General features: G+C 47.3%; 14 protein-coding genes and 1 riboswitch. Of the genes, 4 read left to right on the top strand and 10 right to left on the bottom strand.

The genetic code is table 11. The features are described from left to right. Window positions 1-40 precede the first annotated feature (40 nt). The 10 genes from HPS54_RS09805 to HPS54_RS09760 form a co-directional block, all read right to left on the bottom strand. The gene (locus HPS54_RS09805; protein WP_172345275.1) at window positions 41-1039 is read right to left on the bottom strand and encodes a DUF4465 domain-containing protein; all 999 of its coding nucleotides are present in this window, start codon (window positions 1037-1039) and stop codon (window positions 41-43) included. 30 nt (window positions 1040-1069) lie between these two features. Further along, a complete protein-coding gene (locus HPS54_RS09800) occupies window positions 1070-2176 on the bottom strand; it encodes a PKD domain-containing protein (protein WP_172345262.1) in 1107 nt (368 codons plus the stop codon). Continuing rightward, window positions 2173-3279 carry a YncE family protein gene (locus HPS54_RS09795; protein ID WP_172345274.1) on the bottom strand — a complete coding sequence of 369 codons (1107 nt, stop codon included), beginning with the start codon at window positions 3277-3279 and terminating at the stop codon, window positions 2173-2175. The genes HPS54_RS09800 and HPS54_RS09795 overlap by 4 nt, the downstream gene beginning before the upstream one ends. Before the next feature lie 40 nt (window positions 3280-3319). Continuing rightward, window positions 3320-5227, bottom strand: a complete 1908-nt coding sequence (locus HPS54_RS09790; protein ID WP_172345273.1) for a TonB-dependent receptor plug domain-containing protein — start codon at window positions 5225-5227, stop codon at window positions 3320-3322. Between the two features lie 40 nt (window positions 5228-5267). After that, window positions 5268-5503: riboswitch (cobalamin riboswitch) on the bottom strand. Between the two features lie 950 nt (window positions 5504-6453). Then, the gene (locus tag HPS54_RS09785; RefSeq protein ID WP_172345272.1) at window positions 6454-6939 is read right to left on the bottom strand and encodes a hypothetical protein; all 486 of its coding nucleotides are present in this window, start codon (window positions 6937-6939) and stop codon (window positions 6454-6456) included. Between the two features lie 4 nt (window positions 6940-6943). Continuing rightward, window positions 6944-8434: an ATP-binding cassette domain-containing protein gene (locus HPS54_RS09780; RefSeq protein ID WP_172345271.1), complete on the bottom strand. Its 1491-nt coding sequence runs from the start codon at window positions 8432-8434 to the stop codon at window positions 6944-6946. Then, a complete protein-coding gene (gene ruvC, locus HPS54_RS09775) occupies window positions 8422-8991 on the bottom strand; it encodes a crossover junction endodeoxyribonuclease RuvC (protein WP_172345270.1) in 570 nt (189 codons plus the stop codon). Before ruvC ends, HPS54_RS09780 begins: the two co-directional genes overlap by 13 nt. Window positions 8992-8997: 6 nt before the next feature. Next, window positions 8998-9639 carry an MBL fold metallo-hydrolase gene (locus HPS54_RS09770; protein WP_172345269.1) on the bottom strand — a complete coding sequence of 214 codons (642 nt, stop codon included), beginning with the start codon at window positions 9637-9639 and terminating at the stop codon, window positions 8998-9000. A 69-nt stretch (window positions 9640-9708) separates the two neighbouring features. Continuing rightward, window positions 9709-10329, bottom strand: a complete 621-nt coding sequence (gene rsmG, locus HPS54_RS09765) for a 16S rRNA (guanine(527)-N(7))-methyltransferase RsmG (RefSeq protein WP_216653069.1) — start codon at window positions 10327-10329, stop codon at window positions 9709-9711. Next, on the bottom strand, window positions 10322-11047 hold the full coding sequence (locus HPS54_RS09760) for an RsiV family protein (RefSeq protein ID WP_172345268.1): 726 nt from the start codon (window positions 11045-11047) through the stop codon (window positions 10322-10324). Before HPS54_RS09760 ends, rsmG begins: the two co-directional genes overlap by 8 nt. 239 nt (window positions 11048-11286) lie before the next feature. On the opposite strand from HPS54_RS09760, the gene HPS54_RS09755 reads away from it, so the two are divergent. From HPS54_RS09755 to HPS54_RS09740, 4 genes are all read left to right on the top strand, one after another. Beyond that, a complete protein-coding gene (locus HPS54_RS09755; protein ID WP_172345267.1) occupies window positions 11287-11940 on the top strand; it encodes an HAD family hydrolase in 654 nt (217 codons plus the stop codon). 90 nt (window positions 11941-12030) lie between these two features. After that, a complete protein-coding gene (gene panB, locus HPS54_RS09750) occupies window positions 12031-12852 on the top strand; it encodes a 3-methyl-2-oxobutanoate hydroxymethyltransferase (RefSeq protein ID WP_172345266.1) in 822 nt (273 codons plus the stop codon). Beyond that, window positions 12852-14036 carry an MFS transporter gene (locus HPS54_RS09745; RefSeq protein ID WP_172345265.1) on the top strand — a complete coding sequence of 395 codons (1185 nt, stop codon included), beginning with the start codon at window positions 12852-12854 and terminating at the stop codon, window positions 14034-14036. Before panB ends, HPS54_RS09745 begins: the two co-directional genes overlap by 1 nt. Window positions 14037-14051: 15 nt before the next feature. Beyond that, a complete protein-coding gene (locus HPS54_RS09740; RefSeq protein ID WP_172345264.1) occupies window positions 14052-14792 on the top strand; it encodes a TIGR02757 family protein in 741 nt (246 codons plus the stop codon). Window positions 14793-15266 lie beyond the last annotated feature (474 nt).

Below are 15266 nucleotides of genomic sequence, written 5' to 3'. Positions count from 1 at the left end.
TCAATTCGTCGGACATTATTTGTTCATTTGTAATATCGTTTTATTTCATCAGGACTTTCCTGCCGTTCTTGATGTATAAACCGTGTCGTGGGTTGTTTACACGACGCCCCTGCAGGTCGTATACGTCTTCTTTCTGGGTTTTCGTGCTGCTTGTAATTTCATTTATATCCGTAGTATTTGATTTCGGGAAACGCACGGCAACGTCATCGTATGCGAAATATGCAGGTTGTGAAAAACCGTAACCGTTATCTGAAGAACCTGTTATATTGAATGTGATTTTCGTTACTTCGCCAAGCGATGATAACTCAAACTTCGTCCAGTCCATGATGATATTCTCGGGACCGTTGCAAAGATATATCTCCGCAGTACCTGTCTTCTCGTCGCCGTTATATCCTGTAGCAACAATCTTCACCCAATCGTCAGGACCTATATTTGCCGTAAGACTGTTACCGTTTACATAACAGTTCAGGGCGTATGTGCTGTTTGTCACGTACATGTGGTCGACAACCCGTGCCGTTCCGTCACTGAATTTCAGTGCAGGCAGCGCCTCTTCGCCCAATCCATAACCGGAATTGTCTGCATATCCGAAGTGCATAGCGAAGTTATCGGAGCCGTTATGTCCGTTGCCTTTGCGGCTTACATCGTCTCCCGCATCCTTATTGTATACGGTAAGCTGGCTCATAAAGTCGCCGTAGCTCTCTATATTACTTGTTCCATAGTTGGATATGGCGTGTCCTCCTGACCAGTAGCACCACGAACCGTAGCCTTCGGACAGGATATTCGACAGCCATGTGCTGTTGTCGTCGCTCCATTTGTATGCCTCTTCCTCCGATGTAACGCCCATGCCAGACTCACCATAGAGCATTGTTCCGCCATATTGCGGTTCGGATATAAGTGAAGACCAGTCGGTTCCGCCTGCAAAATTGATGTCTCCTTTGTAGTCCTTGTCTTCAAATGTCAGCACACGAAGCTCATAATTCTCTTGCGCATTGATGCACAATGTGCCGCCTAACAACACTGAAAGTAGTAATTTTCTCATAATTGATTGTTTGTTAAAAAATTAAATATGTCATTTGATATAAATCTTCCTGCCGTTCTTTATGTAAATTCCGCGTGAGGGAGACGTCACTCTTCGACCTGTCAGGTCGTATATATAACCGTCCTTTTTAGACGAAACCGTGGGATTGCTTATTCCCGTAGGTTGCTTTGGAGTAATGATTATCGGATTGTCATCATATCCTTCTATAAGGTGCAGATCCTGAAATCCTGCCACTTCGGTAGACGTTTCGCCCAACCAGCCGCAGTATTGGAATATGCCGCAAACCACTTTCACGAAGTTTATCTCCTCAAGGTCCACATGTTTTCCGTCCTTATCCACAGCCCAGTCTATGTCAAACGTCGAGTAATCATCTGTATTCAGCGACGCATCCACATATCCGTATGCGTCCGGAGCATAGCGGTACAGCACCCAATATGTGCCTTTACCCGACCGGTCTATGCCGTTGTTTGGCAGTTTTCCGCCCGAAAATGTCAGGGTCTCGCCCTTTTCCCATAAGGGCCAGTATGTCTGTTTGTGGAAAGAGTTTTTTATATGATACCCGGTCGAGTCGCGCCTTTCACCGTTCTCCGTCCACGTAGCCTCCCATTTTATGTAGTTGTCGTATACGGAACAGAACTGTTTGTGCTCGCCTTCCTCTGCCGTAGGCTTGTGGTAGGTTATGGAGAAATCGTGTATTTCCGTCGTATAGTATTCTGAACCCGCCAGCTCATACCACTGTGCCGTCTCCACATCATTGCCCACGCCCACGTATACGATGCCCGGCTCGAACGAACCTCCAATCGTTTCCTGTCCGTATACAGGGTCTGCGTTGGCGTAGAAGCCGTTGCCGGTGATGCGTAGGTCAGAGCCTCTGAGGTTTTTCACCGGATGATCGAACTGCACTGTTACGTATCCGCCGTATGTACCGAGATGTATCAGTTCCCCGTTTCTGAGGCTTTCCGTCGCTTTTGCGCACATATCCTCATGGGTTGACTCGCTGTTTGCTTCGGGAAGCGTGTTGACGAACTGTCCGGGAGCCGGATGTAGTTGCAGGACAGTGACGTCCTGACTCTGTGCATACATGCCCAAAGCCATACATGTAAAGGCAGAGAGCATAAGTTTTCTTTTGGTTGTCATTTGTCTTTATAATTAGGTATTGCCAGAATATGGGCAGGATTGATATATATTTTCTGCGGATTGAACACCTCCGTGCCGTCGCTTCTGTATCCGTATATGAAGCCTGCCGTGGCATAACTCTTGGCATCGGTGAAATAAATGTTGCCGGTGTATGGAGAAACGTACAGCTCGTACGGCGACTGAAGTTCTTTCAGTTTCTCCGTAACGGTGCTGTTGTATATACCGTATGTGGCAGACATCGTCTCCGGATCTATGGTATAGAGGTGGTAAACATACTCGTAGGTGTTGTAAGAGAACTCGCTTCCCACCGTGTAGAACATCTTTCCGTCTGTGGTGTTGTACGTGCAAGGGAAGTCGAACACATGGTATCGTTCCGTCTCGCAGTCGAGTATCACGGTCTTCGGCTTCACGTCGTAATAGTCGCCGCATGAGTTTATGCAGAGAAACCTGCCCGCCTGCGACATTTCCCCGTAGAGATTTATGCAGCCGGTGTCTATTGTCCTCAGCGTTTTCATCGTGGCGGCGTCTATAACCTGTACGGTTGTCTCATATTCATGTGCCTCGGAAAACGAGTATCCGCCCGTGTTCGCCACGTACAGTCTGCCGTCATACAGCCGTATGCCTTCCGGTTCCCAACCCGTTTCGCACGTTGCGACCACATCCTTTGTCCTGAGATCTATCTTTGCCACATAGCCTTTTGTGAAGATACGGTCGCCGCATATATGCGCGTATGACGTGATATACAGATATTTTCCGTCCGTACACATCCGGCGGTTGTTGGGTACGTTCTCCGTAGCGCCGCATGCCTTGCCGTCGGGATGTATATACTGTATGATGTTCGACCAGTTTACGGCTATGGCAATCAGCGTGTCGTTGACATGCAATATGTCGTTAGGAGTGTCGCCGAGCTTTATTCCGTTAATGCTTCTGAACCATTGGTTCGTCATCTTGCCCGTACTTCCGTCATAATAAGACAGTTGTCCGTTGTCCGACTGCCAGTTTCCCTCATTGCATATTATGAGGTTCTCGCCGGCGATTACCTGTACAGGAGGCTCCGGCACAATGGTTTTCTCTCCGTCATTATCGGTAGAGCATGCCGCCACGACAAGTAAAAGAATAAAAAAAAAGATACTTTTTCATTTTCTATAAGTGATATTTTAGTGTTATTGCAAATCTCCTTCCCGGCATGGGCCAGCGCTGTATCATCTCGTATCTTACGTCGAACAGGTCCTGATACTCTGCCTCTATGCCAATGTCTCCATACCGGTAGCCCACCTTTATGTCGGTGCAGTTGTATGCCGGCAGCGGTTCTTCGATGGCATTTTCGGCTGTCCAGTAACGCTTGTCCACGAACATGTGCGACAACGAAGCCGACATTTTCTTCCACGTAAAGGTGTAAACAGCCGTGAAAGACCATTGCGGCGAGTATGCTATATAGTCGTTATAGGCATCTTCCGTAGGGTCGGTGCGGTTGCGGTCGTCCTGATATGTGCCGGTAAGAAGCAGGCTGTGCTGCCTGTATCTTGCGTTTATCGACACGTCTATTCCCATACATCTTGTGTATCCGTAGTTGAGCATCGTCCATTGATACGACCCTTTCAGCGGCAGACATACGATGCGGTCCTCCACGTGATTATAATACCAGTCTGCCTGTATGTTGAGCCATTTGTCGGTATATGTCAGTCCTATGTCAAACTGTTTTGTGTACTCGGGGCGCAGGTTCCTGTTGCCTACAAGCGTGTAGTACAGGTCGTTAAGCGTCGGCGCGCGGAACACGGTCTTGTAGAAACATCTCAACATCCAGCGCTTGAACGTGTATGACGCCAGTGCGTTATATGTAAACCGCGACAGGGGCTTTGTCGTTCCGCGTGTGTTGTCGGATATATGTGTGTACAGTCCGCTTATGTTCATGTTAATACCCTTGTTGTTGTAGAATGCCGACAATGATGTCTTGCTGTCGAGACGGTACACATAGTGAAAGTTCTTTACGTCGGTTGTAAGGTCGGACCATCTTAAGTCCGTGGATACCGATGTGCCGAAGCCCTTGTATGTATACCCTCCCGACAGGGCGGTGTATATGTCCTGCTGGTGGTATCTGTTGTCTGCGTGTACGGAAATGTTCTCAGGATAGTCTGAGCAGTAGTGCAGAAAGTCGTTGGAATATTTCACTATTCCCCTTAAACCGAACTTCTCCGTCTGTTTCTTGTACGACAGTTGCGTAAAGAAATTGCGGTCCCACTCTCTGCCTACATCCGTGTATGTGTCCGACAACCGCCGCACGACGCCGCCCGGAAGTCCCCTCCGAGAGTTGAAATAATACGTATGCCACTCCAAACCTTTATAGAAAGCACACCCCTCGATGCGGAACATCGTGATGTCAGAGTTGCGCCGTGTGCCGGTGGTGTCTTCATATTCGGTGTGATATTCAAAGGGGTAGTCGCCCTTGCTCCTTGTCATTGCGGCGTCGATGAAACCAAGTTTTTTGTAAGAAAACGTCATACCTGCCTTGTGTGTTCCGAACGATGCGTTTGTGTATGATGCCATCAGGGATGTGCTGTCTGGGCGGTGCGTCTTCATATACACGGTGGATGCCGATGCGTATTCGCTCGCCGTCATCAGCATTTCCGCCTTGTTGGCATTGAAGAGCGACACCGATTCGAGGGTGTGCAGCGAGTATTTGCCAAGGTCCACCGTGCCGTTCTGCGCATTCGTTATCCTCACTCCGTCGAGATATACGCCGACGTGTTGAGAGCCTAACGAGCGCACGTTGATTGTTTTCTGACCGCCAAGACCTCCGTAGTCTTTTATCTGCACACCGGCAAGATACTTCAGTGCGTCGGCGACAGAGCTTGAAGGAATGCCGTCGATCTGCTCTCTCGATATGGTCTGATGCGGTGTCACGTCCTTTGTACCGGTCACCACAACCTCGTCAATCCTGTAAAGCGAGTCGGTGTGCAGACGCTGTGCCCGGACAGGATGTGCGTTGATCGCTACGGATACAACGACACATACGGATGCAATGAGCCTCCGGCTCTTTATGCAACAAGTCATGATAATAAAAGATTTACGTGCCCATAATCCCGCGGACACTTGTTACTATTGGCACATGGCAGGTCTTCTGACTTGATCCTTACAGGCAACCGGCCTTCCCGGAATATTGTCAACGGTGTTTCGTCACGCCCGTTGGCAGTCCAGTGACCATTGTGGTTGCCCTCTGAAAAAGGACTCACAGCATCGGGTAATGTCGCAGAATTTCACTGCGGTTCCCATCTTAGCCCGGACACATCGTGATGTTATGTGTCGGGAACCAAATGCGATGCAAAATTAAATAAAAATTAAAAACGTGCAAAATAAAGTCATGGAAAATGGACGGATATATGTGTTTTGCGTGTTAATTATTATATAAAGACGTTAAAACCATGCTGCTGCTTTTTGTCATGATTTTGATGTGAAATAGAGAAAATACAACCTTAAATGGCGTGTTTTGGGTGTTTGAAGATGCCATCATAAGGTTATAGAACCGTATTTTGTTGCACAAAGAGGTGCGCTTTGTGCAATATTCAGGGGCGAATGCAGCTTCTTGCGCTTCCGGATCGACTCTTTCCTGTTGTTTTTGCACGTGCCGGAATACCTGTTTTTAATGTCTTTCCTCCCTTGTTTCATCCCTGTTTTCCGTAAAGCATAGGGTTCTGGTGTCTAAAGCATAGGGTTATACATCGTAAAGCATGCTGTTTTGCGTCGTGATGTGCCGCACTCTAGGGGCTGAAATGCCGCATATTAGAAGCTGAAATACGGCATTTCACACTCTAAAATGCCGCATTTGGGAAAAACAAGGGGTATTATTCGGGATTGTTTGTCATAAAACGGACGTTTGCAACGTCCGTAGTTAGAAATCGTGAATGTCTGCCTTTCCATTTTTGTCGTATTTGGTCGGGATCGCAACTCCGTTTGGTTTTATTCCAAAAATGGCGCATGTTTTTGTTAAAACGATGCGCCGTAATGTTAATGGATGTAAATAAAACAGACTCAATGAATTAGACAAACAACCTTTGGAGAATGTATCAAAATATAATATCTGCTGTTTGTAGGGACATATTCTTGTATTTGTCCGGTACAGAATCACTGATTTTCAAACTGTTACAGGCGGACAAATACAAGAATATGTCCCTACAACGTGGGTGATTGATTATTCAGACACCCCCCCCATGAAGGGCGTGTATGAATAAGAAATCATGCCATGCACACACCCAATATTGAATTTTTTACATCCCCTTCAACTACATGTTGTTGCTTCTCAACATGCGCCTCACCTCGGCAAGTGCCTTCACCCAGTCCGTATCGAGCGAGAATTGGGTGAGGTAGTTGTCGTTGTTGTAGTAGCTAAGAACAAGAGGTTTGTCCATGTCGAAGAACCTCGGGTTGTTTATTGAGGCGCTTTTGAATATGTTCAGAATGGTTGTCTTTTCCTTTTTCTTGTCGGTCTTGCCCATTTTGTCCATATACAGGTTGATGAATTCGTATAAGGCAAATGCCTGATAGTCGAGCACTGTCACCGCGCTGTCGGGCATTACTTCCTTTGTTTTCATTGCCATATAGTTCAGTTCGTCGACCTTAAACAGGTTTATCTTCTTGACCTGAGTGCTCTTTGAAGGGTCGCTGACAGCCTTTTTTGACAGCCTCAATATCTCCTGATACACTTCCTGACCGTTTGCACTTATGCTTGTCATGCAGAGCAGAAGCGCCATAAATAAAAGTTTCTTCATTGTTCTATGCTTGTTCTATATTACGTTTCAGATACATTCTGTTGCTGATACACCGCGGCAGTTCCTCGTCGTAGTGGCATACCATTATCATTGTCTTGTTCTTTCTCAGGCAGAAAGCCTCGATTACGTCCCTTGTCAGCCGGCGGTTGTTGTCGTCCAGACCGTGGAAAGGCTCGTCTAGAATGAGCAGTTCCGGGTTCTTTACGAAAGCCCGCGCAAGCAGTACGAGCCTTTGCTGACCGCTTGACAGTCTGAAGAACTTAGTGTTTTCCAGTTCCTTTATGCCGAATATGTCCATCCATTTGCGGCATGTCTCATACTCCTTTTCATCGGGTCGGGCATACAGACCCATGGTGTCGCGCAGTCCTCCGGCTACAATCTGTATTGCCGGGATGTCGTGTTTGAAAGCCCTGTGCATTTCCGGAGAGACATATCCTATGTGCTTCTTTATCTCCCAAATGCTCTCTCCCGAGCCTCTTTTCCTGTCGAACAGCGTTATGTCGCAGGCGTATGCCTGAGGATTGTCGGCACATATCAGACTGAGAAGCGTCGACTTGCCCGAGCCGTTATGCCCGCTCAGCGCCCAGCGTTCTCCGTTTTTAATGGTCCAGTCTATGTCTTTCAATATCGTTTTGGCACCATACGCTATCGTCACCCCGTTCATTACCACGATGTTCCGGCTGTTGTATTCGTTGTCGCGACATGGCACGGCGAGGACTTTCTCCCTTGTTCCGCCGTCTACGGATTGCAGTCCGGCAGACTTTCTTGCGGCAAGATACTCGCCAAGCGTTATCTTAGGCATGACATTCATGCCTTTTACCTCGACAACATGAGTGATGAAGTCGGGTATATCGTCGGTCTTTGATATTATGATAATTATCTGTAAAGTATGCTCTTGCGACATTTTCCGGAACAAGTCCTTAAGTTGCTGTCTTGCTTCCGTGTCCAATCCTATGAAAGGATTGTCTATAAGCAGTACCCTTGGGGCTGCAAGCAGTGTGCGTACCAGTACCAGCTTGCGCATCTCACCGCTTGAAAGCAGTATGACATACTTGCTTGACAGCTCTTCAATGCCGAACATACGGTACAGGCGGCTGCGCATCTCGCGCCGTTCTTCGGTGTCTTCGCCCGACATGTTGTATGCCTCGTCGAGCATCGATCCTGCGGTGGGCGTGTCTTCGTCTATCTCATGCTGGTTCCAGCGCTGCTGAAGAAAGTAGGTACTGTCGTAGTCTCCGTACGAATCGCGGAAAGTTATATACTTTATGTTGTCCGATACAAGACTCCTGTTGCTCGGGTAAAAGTCGTATTCTGCCCCTTTGCCTGTTATGGGATGCCGTCCCGTTATGATATCTGCAAGCATTGACTTGCCGGCACCGTTGTTTCCCACAATGGCGATATGCTCGTTGTCGTTGAGTTCGAAGTCAACCGGTTCCGCCATGCGCCATTCCGGCATGCGCGCGACACCGTTCTTTATGCTTATTATTTTCCGCATAGCCTGTCGGGGTTTTTGCTTATGAAGTCTTTCCAACCATGATAGCTCACCTTCGTTTCCGGTCTTCCCGCCTGCATGAAGTGGCAGTATGCGGCTCCGAGGGCGTCGGTAGCGTCCATGAAGGGTGTCATGTCGTCTTCCTTTATGTTGAGAAGCCGTTTCAGCATGTCCGCAACCTGTTCTTTTGATGCCTGTCCCTGTCCGGTTATAGCCATTTTTATCTTAAGCGGGGCATACTCGTGTATGGGTACATCGCGGTGTATTGCTGCCGCTATGGCTACTCCCTGTGCCCTTCCGAGCTTGAGCATGGACTGCACGTTCTTGCCGAAAAACGGTGCTTCTATCGCCATTTCGTCGGGCAGATACTCTTCTATTATACCGGTGATACGGTCGAATATACGTCCCAACCGCAGGTAGGGGTCGTGCATCTTGCGCATGTCTATCACGCCCATTGCCAGCATCGAAGCCTTGTTGCCCACCACCTTTATCAGTCCGTAGCCCATGACGTTGGTTCCGGGGTCTATACCTAATATTATCTTTTCAGCCTTTACGTTCATCGGTGCTCAGAAGAAAGGGTTCATAAGTTTCTCGTCGCGTATGGATGTCTTCGGTCCATGACCGGGATACACTACGGTATCTTCGGGCAAAGCGGATGTTATGCGTGTAAGACTGTCGATAATCCGGTCGTAATCGCCGCCCTCAAGGTCGGTCCGTCCCATGCTCATACGGAAAAGAGTGTCGCCGGAAAAGGCTGTTTTTTCGTCGCTGCAATATAAAAACACCGAGCCTGGCGAGTGACCGGGGGTTGATATTATCTTGAATTCGTGGCATCCGAATGCGACTGTGTCGCCGTCTTCGAGGAGCGTTCCCGGTTGCTTAACGCTGCTTTCATATCCCGAACCGGTGAAATATACAGCCTGTTCGGACAGTCTTTCGTAAAGACAAACGTCCGCCTTGTGCAGGGTAGGACGCAGTCCGTATGTGGTGAAAATGAAGTCGTTGCCGAAGTTGTGGTCTATATGTGCGTGGGTGCATAGCAGATGACGCGGTTTCAAACCGTTGTCACGTATATAGTCTGCAATGCCGTTTCTTTCCGTTTCGCTTCTTGCCCCGCAGTCTATTATCACGCATTCGTTTGTCTCATCGCTTACGACGTAGCAGTTTTCCTGAAACATGTTACATACGAATTTCTTTATATTGAGCATGGCTTTGTTGTTTTGTTGTGGATATGCAGCTGTTTTGTCCGTATCTTGTAGAAACGTTGTAGGCACATATTATAATGGTACATATATCAAATGCTTCTCCTTGAACCATTCTTCTTCAAACCATGTGCTTATTTCCGTGGTCTCTACAATGTTTTTGAAGGGCTGTGTCTCGTGGGTAAGGTCTCCTCCCTTAAGGCAGAAGATACCGTTTGCCATGGAGTTTATGCCTTTGGCGGCGACATTCTTGCGTACAATCTTTATAAGATCGGGCAACGGCATTACGGCTCTGCTCACGATAAAGTCGTATTTTCCCTTCTCGTTTTCTCCGCGTAGATGTTCCGCCTTGCAGTTTTCAAGTCCTATTGCTTTGCTTACTTCCGACGCAACGAGTATCTTTTTCCCCGTACCGTCGATGAGTTTGAACTCTGTTTCAGGGAACATGATGGCAAGAGGTATGCCGGGAAAGCCGCCGCCTGTGCCGAAGTCGAGAACCTTTGTGCCGGGTCTGAACCTTATGGCTTTGGCTATGGCGAGCGAATGCAGTACGTGGTGCTCGTAAAGGTTGTCTATGTCCTTGCGGGAAATGACGTTTATCTTGCTGTTCCAGTCTTTGTACAACTCGTAGAGCGCGGCAAACCGGTCTTGTTGCTCGGCGGTGATGTTCGGGAAATATTTCAGTATGCTATTCATAATCTTTTCTTATAAGTTTCTTTAAGTCGGATATCGGTATTGTGACACGTATCTCGCCCATGTCGCGGCATGCAATTTCGTTCTCGCAATATATGAATGTTATATCGTCTTCTCCGATGATGAAGTTTTCGGGCGCGTATATGTCGATGTTCGCGAATATCGTTTTTTCGTTCAACTCTTCGATGTTGTCCGCGTCGTAGTCGTCATACAGCTGTTCGACGATTGCCTCTTTGAGTCCTTGTTCATGCCCCGGCACGAATATATCGCTAAGTCTGAGCATCTTTCCGGTCTTGACATTGAAGTTCAAGGCTAAAGTCTGATGCGTGCCTTGTGTGCCTCCTCCGTTTATATATACCGATGCGATGTATGTCATAATGTCTTCGCCGTTGCTCCTTACGTCGGTCTTCACTGTGTATTCGTAGTTGTACGACGCAGCGTGTTCCCTGTCGCTGCGGTACATCCTGCCGTATTCTTCACGATAGTCTGACAGAAAACGGCGTACAAACGAGTCGACGGCATGCACGGGCGACAGGCTTTCATTGCTCAACGACAGATAGTCGGGGGTGAGAACGCCGTTTCTCAACAGTGTGTCGTTAATCATCCGGGCGTGTTTTCCGCCTTTGAAATATTTTATGGAGAGGTTGATTTTGCATGTCGGCGCATTGGTTTCGTTGCCCAATGACACGGCAGTATCTACCGTGATACTGTCAATTTCCATTCCTAAATTGTCTGTAGTCGCCTTTGTATTACGTCCGCACGACACGGATATACATGCAATGAACATTATGACGACCGTAAAAAACGATGTTCTAAACATTAAAACGATTGCTTGTTTGTATATTCTTGACAAAATTACTGCAATTCCGCTTAATTGCAAAATTATTATAGTAATTAATGGTAAATAAGTGATTTTTCGTAATTTTGCACCGTTTATAATTATTATAGGTATTGTTTTATATGGAAAAATTCAAGGCTGCGCTATTCGATCTTGACGGTGTGGTGTTCGATACCGAACCGCAATACACCCTGTTCTGGAGTTCTCAGTTCCGTAAGTATTATCCCGAAACAGAGGGACTGGAGCATAAGATAAAGGGACAGACGCTTGTATGGATATACGACACGTACTTCAGGGACATGCCAAAGACACAGGCGGATATCACGGCTGCGCTCGATGAATTTGAAAGGAACATGGAGTTTGAATACGTAAAGGGGTTTGCTGACTTTGTGAAAAGCCTGCGCCGGAATGGTGTGCATACTGCCGTCGTGACGAGTTCGAACAGGGTGAAGATGCAGAATGTATACGGCAAACGCCCCGAAATGAAGGAACTGTTCGATGAAATCCTCACTTCCGAGGACTTCAAGGAGAGCAAACCGTCGCCCGAATGTTACCTTACGGCGGCGGGAAAGTTTGCCGCAGGCAGCGATGAGTGTGTTGTTTTTGAGGACAGCTTCAACGGATTGAAGTCGGGTAGGGCGGCGGAAATGTCTGTTGTAGGTCTTGCAACGACAAACGGAAAAGACGATATCCAGCCGTTTGCAGACGTTGTCATCGACAACTACGAAGGCATGGATTATGAAAAAATATACGCTTTGATATTTGCGTCTCATTAAAATAAGCTATCTTTGCACCCGTTTTTATATGCCTTGGGCATATCCTTTTGTTATTTAAAGAATAAATATTCATTAATAAAACATTGAAACATGGCAGGATATTTGGTTAACGATACACGCAAGGTCACCACACATCGTTTTATAGAGATGAAGCAACGCGGGGAGAAAATCTCCATGCTTACATCGTATGACTTTACTACGGCAGGCATTGTTGACGGTGCAGGAGTGGACGGAATATTGGTCGGCGACTCAGCATCCAACGTTATGGCGGGAAATTCAACCACGCTTCCGATGACCGTGGAGCAGATGATATATCATGCGCGCTCGGTTGTACGTGGCGTGAAACGCGCCCTTGTGGTTTGCGACATGCCTTTCGGCAGCTATCAGGTGGATCGTAAGGAGGGCGTGAAGAACGCTATCAAGATAATGAAAGAGAGCGGATGCGACGCGCTGAAGTTAGAGGGGGGAAGCGAGATCCTCGACACTGTCAAAGGAATACTTGATGCAGGAATACCTGTTATGGCGCACCTCGGACTTACTCCGCAGAGCATCAACAAGTTCGGCACATACGCCGTGCGTGCAAAAGAAGACGCCGAGGCGGAGAAACTGCTTGCCGACGCGCGTCTGCTTGACGAGGCGGGATGCTTCGGACTGGTATTGGAGAAGGTTCCCGCAGGGCTTGCGGCAATGGTAACCAAAGAGATAAAGATGCCTACTATAGGCATTGGTGCCGGTAACGGTACTGACGGACAGATACTTGTCGTCGATGACATGCTGGGAATGACCAAAGGTTTCAGTCCCCGTTTCCTGAGAAGATATGCCGACCTTAACAGTGTGATGACCGATGCCATAGGACAGTATATCATGGATGTGAAGAGTAGCGATTTCCCTAACGAAAAAGAATCGTACTGATGTACACACAGAACACGCCTGTACATGTAAGTTTGTGGCATAAGGATTTCTGGTTGTTGGCTTTGTCCAATATGTTTCTTTCCTTTTCAGTTTACATGTTTATTCCCGTTCTTCCTCTTTGGTGCGGGCAGTTGCCGTCGGGAGAGGCATGGTGTACGGCTGTTCTTATGGGAGTTTACGGATTGGGACTTTTCTCTTTGCTTCCCTTTTCGTCTTATATCATACAACGCTATCGCCGCAACAATGTCTGTTTGACGGCGATAGTGCTTATGGCTGTCTCCATGGCGGCCATGTTTTATTTGCAGGATACTGCGACAATGTCGCGGGATGCGATATTTTGCATGTCGGCAGTGTTGCGTTTCATGCTCGGTGCCATGTTCGGACTTGCCCATACAGTGTTGACAAGCACGTTGATTATAGACAAGTGTGAGTCGTTTTTGCGTACGGAGGCAAATCATGCCGCGGCGTGGTTCTTCCGCTTTTCGCTGTCTTTGGGACCGTTGACGGCTGTAATCCTTTACAGTATGTTGGGATATGGTACGGTGTTGCTGACATCCGTAGCCTGTTGTCTTTTGGCGATATTGTTGATAAGATTGGTCGATTTTCCTTTCAAAGCACCAGAGGAGAATATGCGTCTGGTTAGTCTTGATCGCTTTTTCCTGCCTCAAGGCGTGCGGTTGTTCTTCAATCAGATGCTGATAACGGCTGCCGTGGGACTTCTGTTGAGCATGGAACACACTGCGTTCTTCTACGGTGCGCTGATGGTTGGCTTCTTTATGGCGCTTCTGGCGCAGAAGTTTGTCTTTGTAAATGCCGAGTTGCGGAGCGAAATACTTACCGGATTGCTGCTTATAGGCTGTGCCATATTGATACTGTTGTGCCGCGACGGCGGTGTGGCTTTCCGTATCGTGCCGGTGCTTATGGGACTTGGTACGGGACTTATCGGCTCGCGTTTCCTGCTTTTCTTTCTTAAACTTGGCAATCATTGTCAGCGCGGAACATCGCAGAGCACGTTCTTCCTTTCTTGGGAGAGCGGGCTTGCCGTCGGCTTGACTCTCGGATACTTTCCCGGTTTGGATAGCAATGGCACGCGCCTTTGCATATCGCTTGTTGTCATTGCCGTGGCTTTTGTGATGTATCAGTTCTCCACCCACTCGTGGTATGTAAAGCACAAAAACAGATGAAAAGGACTGTAAGAAATGGATAATACAGATAATATTCTTGCCGTTTATGCCGAACGTTATGAGAACGAGGCGTTCTTGCGCGATGATCCGAGCCTGTTCATGCACAAAGTAGAGGGTACGGCAAACCGTGAGACAATGGCTTTCATTGCATCATGCTTGAGCTATGGCAGCCGCAAGCAGTTCTTTCCGAAGATACAGTATATTCTCGATGTGTCGGGAGGCGACGTGCACGAGTGGGTTTTGTCGGGGTGTTTCGATGCGGATATTCCGGATAATGACAAGTGTTATTATCGTCTGTACACCAATCATACGATGAATGTATTCCTGCATGCGCTGCGTGCCATGCTTGAAGAGTATGGTACCATTGGCGGATATGTGCGTGCCACGGCACACGACGGCTTTTCTGCCGTGGCAGCAATCACGGCTTTTTTTGCCGGCAAGAACGTTGGTGCCATAATTCCCAAGGATACATCGTCGGCATGTAAGCGTGTGTGTATGTTTCTGCGTTGGATGGTACGCAGCGGTTCACCCGTAGACCTGGGTCTGTGGAGTGACTTTATCGACCGCCGCACCCTTATCATTCCAATGGATACTCATGTTGTTCAGGAAGCCAACGCGTTGGGACTTCTCAACGGCAAATGCGCATCGATGTCCGCAGCCAGACGTCTTACAGCAAGGCTTGCACAGGTCTTTCCCGATGATCCGATGAAGGGTGACTTCGCGTTGTTCGGATATGGGGTGAATAAAGGAAAATGAATTAGGTGTCATTTGATAGAAAAAGAGAAACAAGTAACGGTATAAATTCAAATAGTATCTACATATATACATAAAAAAGACTAAATTCATATTGGCATTCTTACTGTTTATTGTATTTGTCTTTATGTTTAATTTTGCCTTTGGTAACTATAATGTATTGCTGCCATTATTCAATGGCTGTATTACAACATTCATAGGCTTTGTCATTGCATTTTCATTCATCGGTCGTATGTAGAAGTATTTGATTGCCAACTATATGCAGTTAATACGATAGAAAAGTGAACTGGAATTTACTTATGGGTCTAAGGAGAGTGAAGATTTAACGATTTTAACCTATTTTGACGCAAGCAGGATTCAAATTAATAACGCAACAACTTTAGAATTGTTTTATTTTCTCCATATTTTTGTTTTATAAACTCGATTGGTGTTTTGAAATCCAGTCTTTTTCTTGGTCTGTTGTTGATTCTTTCCTGT

Source organism: Xylanibacter caecicola, assembly GCF_013166515.1.
GTDB classification, from domain to species: Bacteria; Bacteroidota; Bacteroidia; order Bacteroidales; family Bacteroidaceae; genus Prevotella; species Prevotella caecicola.
This window is presented reverse-complemented; position numbering and strand designations above follow the sequence as displayed.

Bases quoted from the DNA above. Each gene is read 5' to 3' on its own strand.
- rsmG (WP_216653069.1), bottom strand. From the start codon at position 10,329: ATGAATAGCATACTGAAATATTTCCCGAACATCACCGCCGAGCAACAA.
- HPS54_RS09800 (WP_172345262.1), bottom strand. From the start codon at position 2,176: ATGACAACCAAAAGAAAACTTATGCTCTCTGCCTTTACATGTATGGCT.
- ruvC (WP_172345270.1), bottom strand. From the start codon at position 8,991: ATGAACGTAAAGGCTGAAAAGATAATATTAGGTATAGACCCCGGAACC.
- HPS54_RS09790 (WP_172345273.1), bottom strand. From the start codon at position 5,227: ATGACTTGTTGCATAAAGAGCCGGAGGCTCATTGCATCCGTATGTGTC.
- HPS54_RS09740 (WP_172345264.1), top strand. From the start codon at position 14,052: ATGGATAATACAGATAATATTCTTGCCGTTTATGCCGAACGTTATGAG.
- HPS54_RS09760 (WP_172345268.1), bottom strand. From the start codon at position 11,047: ATGGAAATTGACAGTATCACGGTAGATACTGCCGTGTCATTGGGCAAC.
- HPS54_RS09780 (WP_172345271.1), bottom strand. From the start codon at position 8,434: ATGCGGAAAATAATAAGCATAAAGAACGGTGTCGCGCGCATGCCGGAA.
- HPS54_RS09755 (WP_172345267.1), top strand. From the start codon at position 11,287: ATGGAAAAATTCAAGGCTGCGCTATTCGATCTTGACGGTGTGGTGTTC.
- HPS54_RS09805 (WP_172345275.1), bottom strand. From the start codon at position 1,039: ATGAGAAAATTACTACTTTCAGTGTTGTTAGGCGGCACATTGTGCATC.
- HPS54_RS09785 (WP_172345272.1), bottom strand. From the start codon at position 6,939: ATGAAGAAACTTTTATTTATGGCGCTTCTGCTCTGCATGACAAGCATA.
- HPS54_RS09745 (WP_172345265.1), top strand. From the start codon at position 12,852: ATGTACACACAGAACACGCCTGTACATGTAAGTTTGTGGCATAAGGAT.
- panB (WP_172345266.1), top strand. From the start codon at position 12,031: ATGGCAGGATATTTGGTTAACGATACACGCAAGGTCACCACACATCGT.
- HPS54_RS09770 (WP_172345269.1), bottom strand. From the start codon at position 9,639: ATGCTCAATATAAAGAAATTCGTATGTAACATGTTTCAGGAAAACTGC.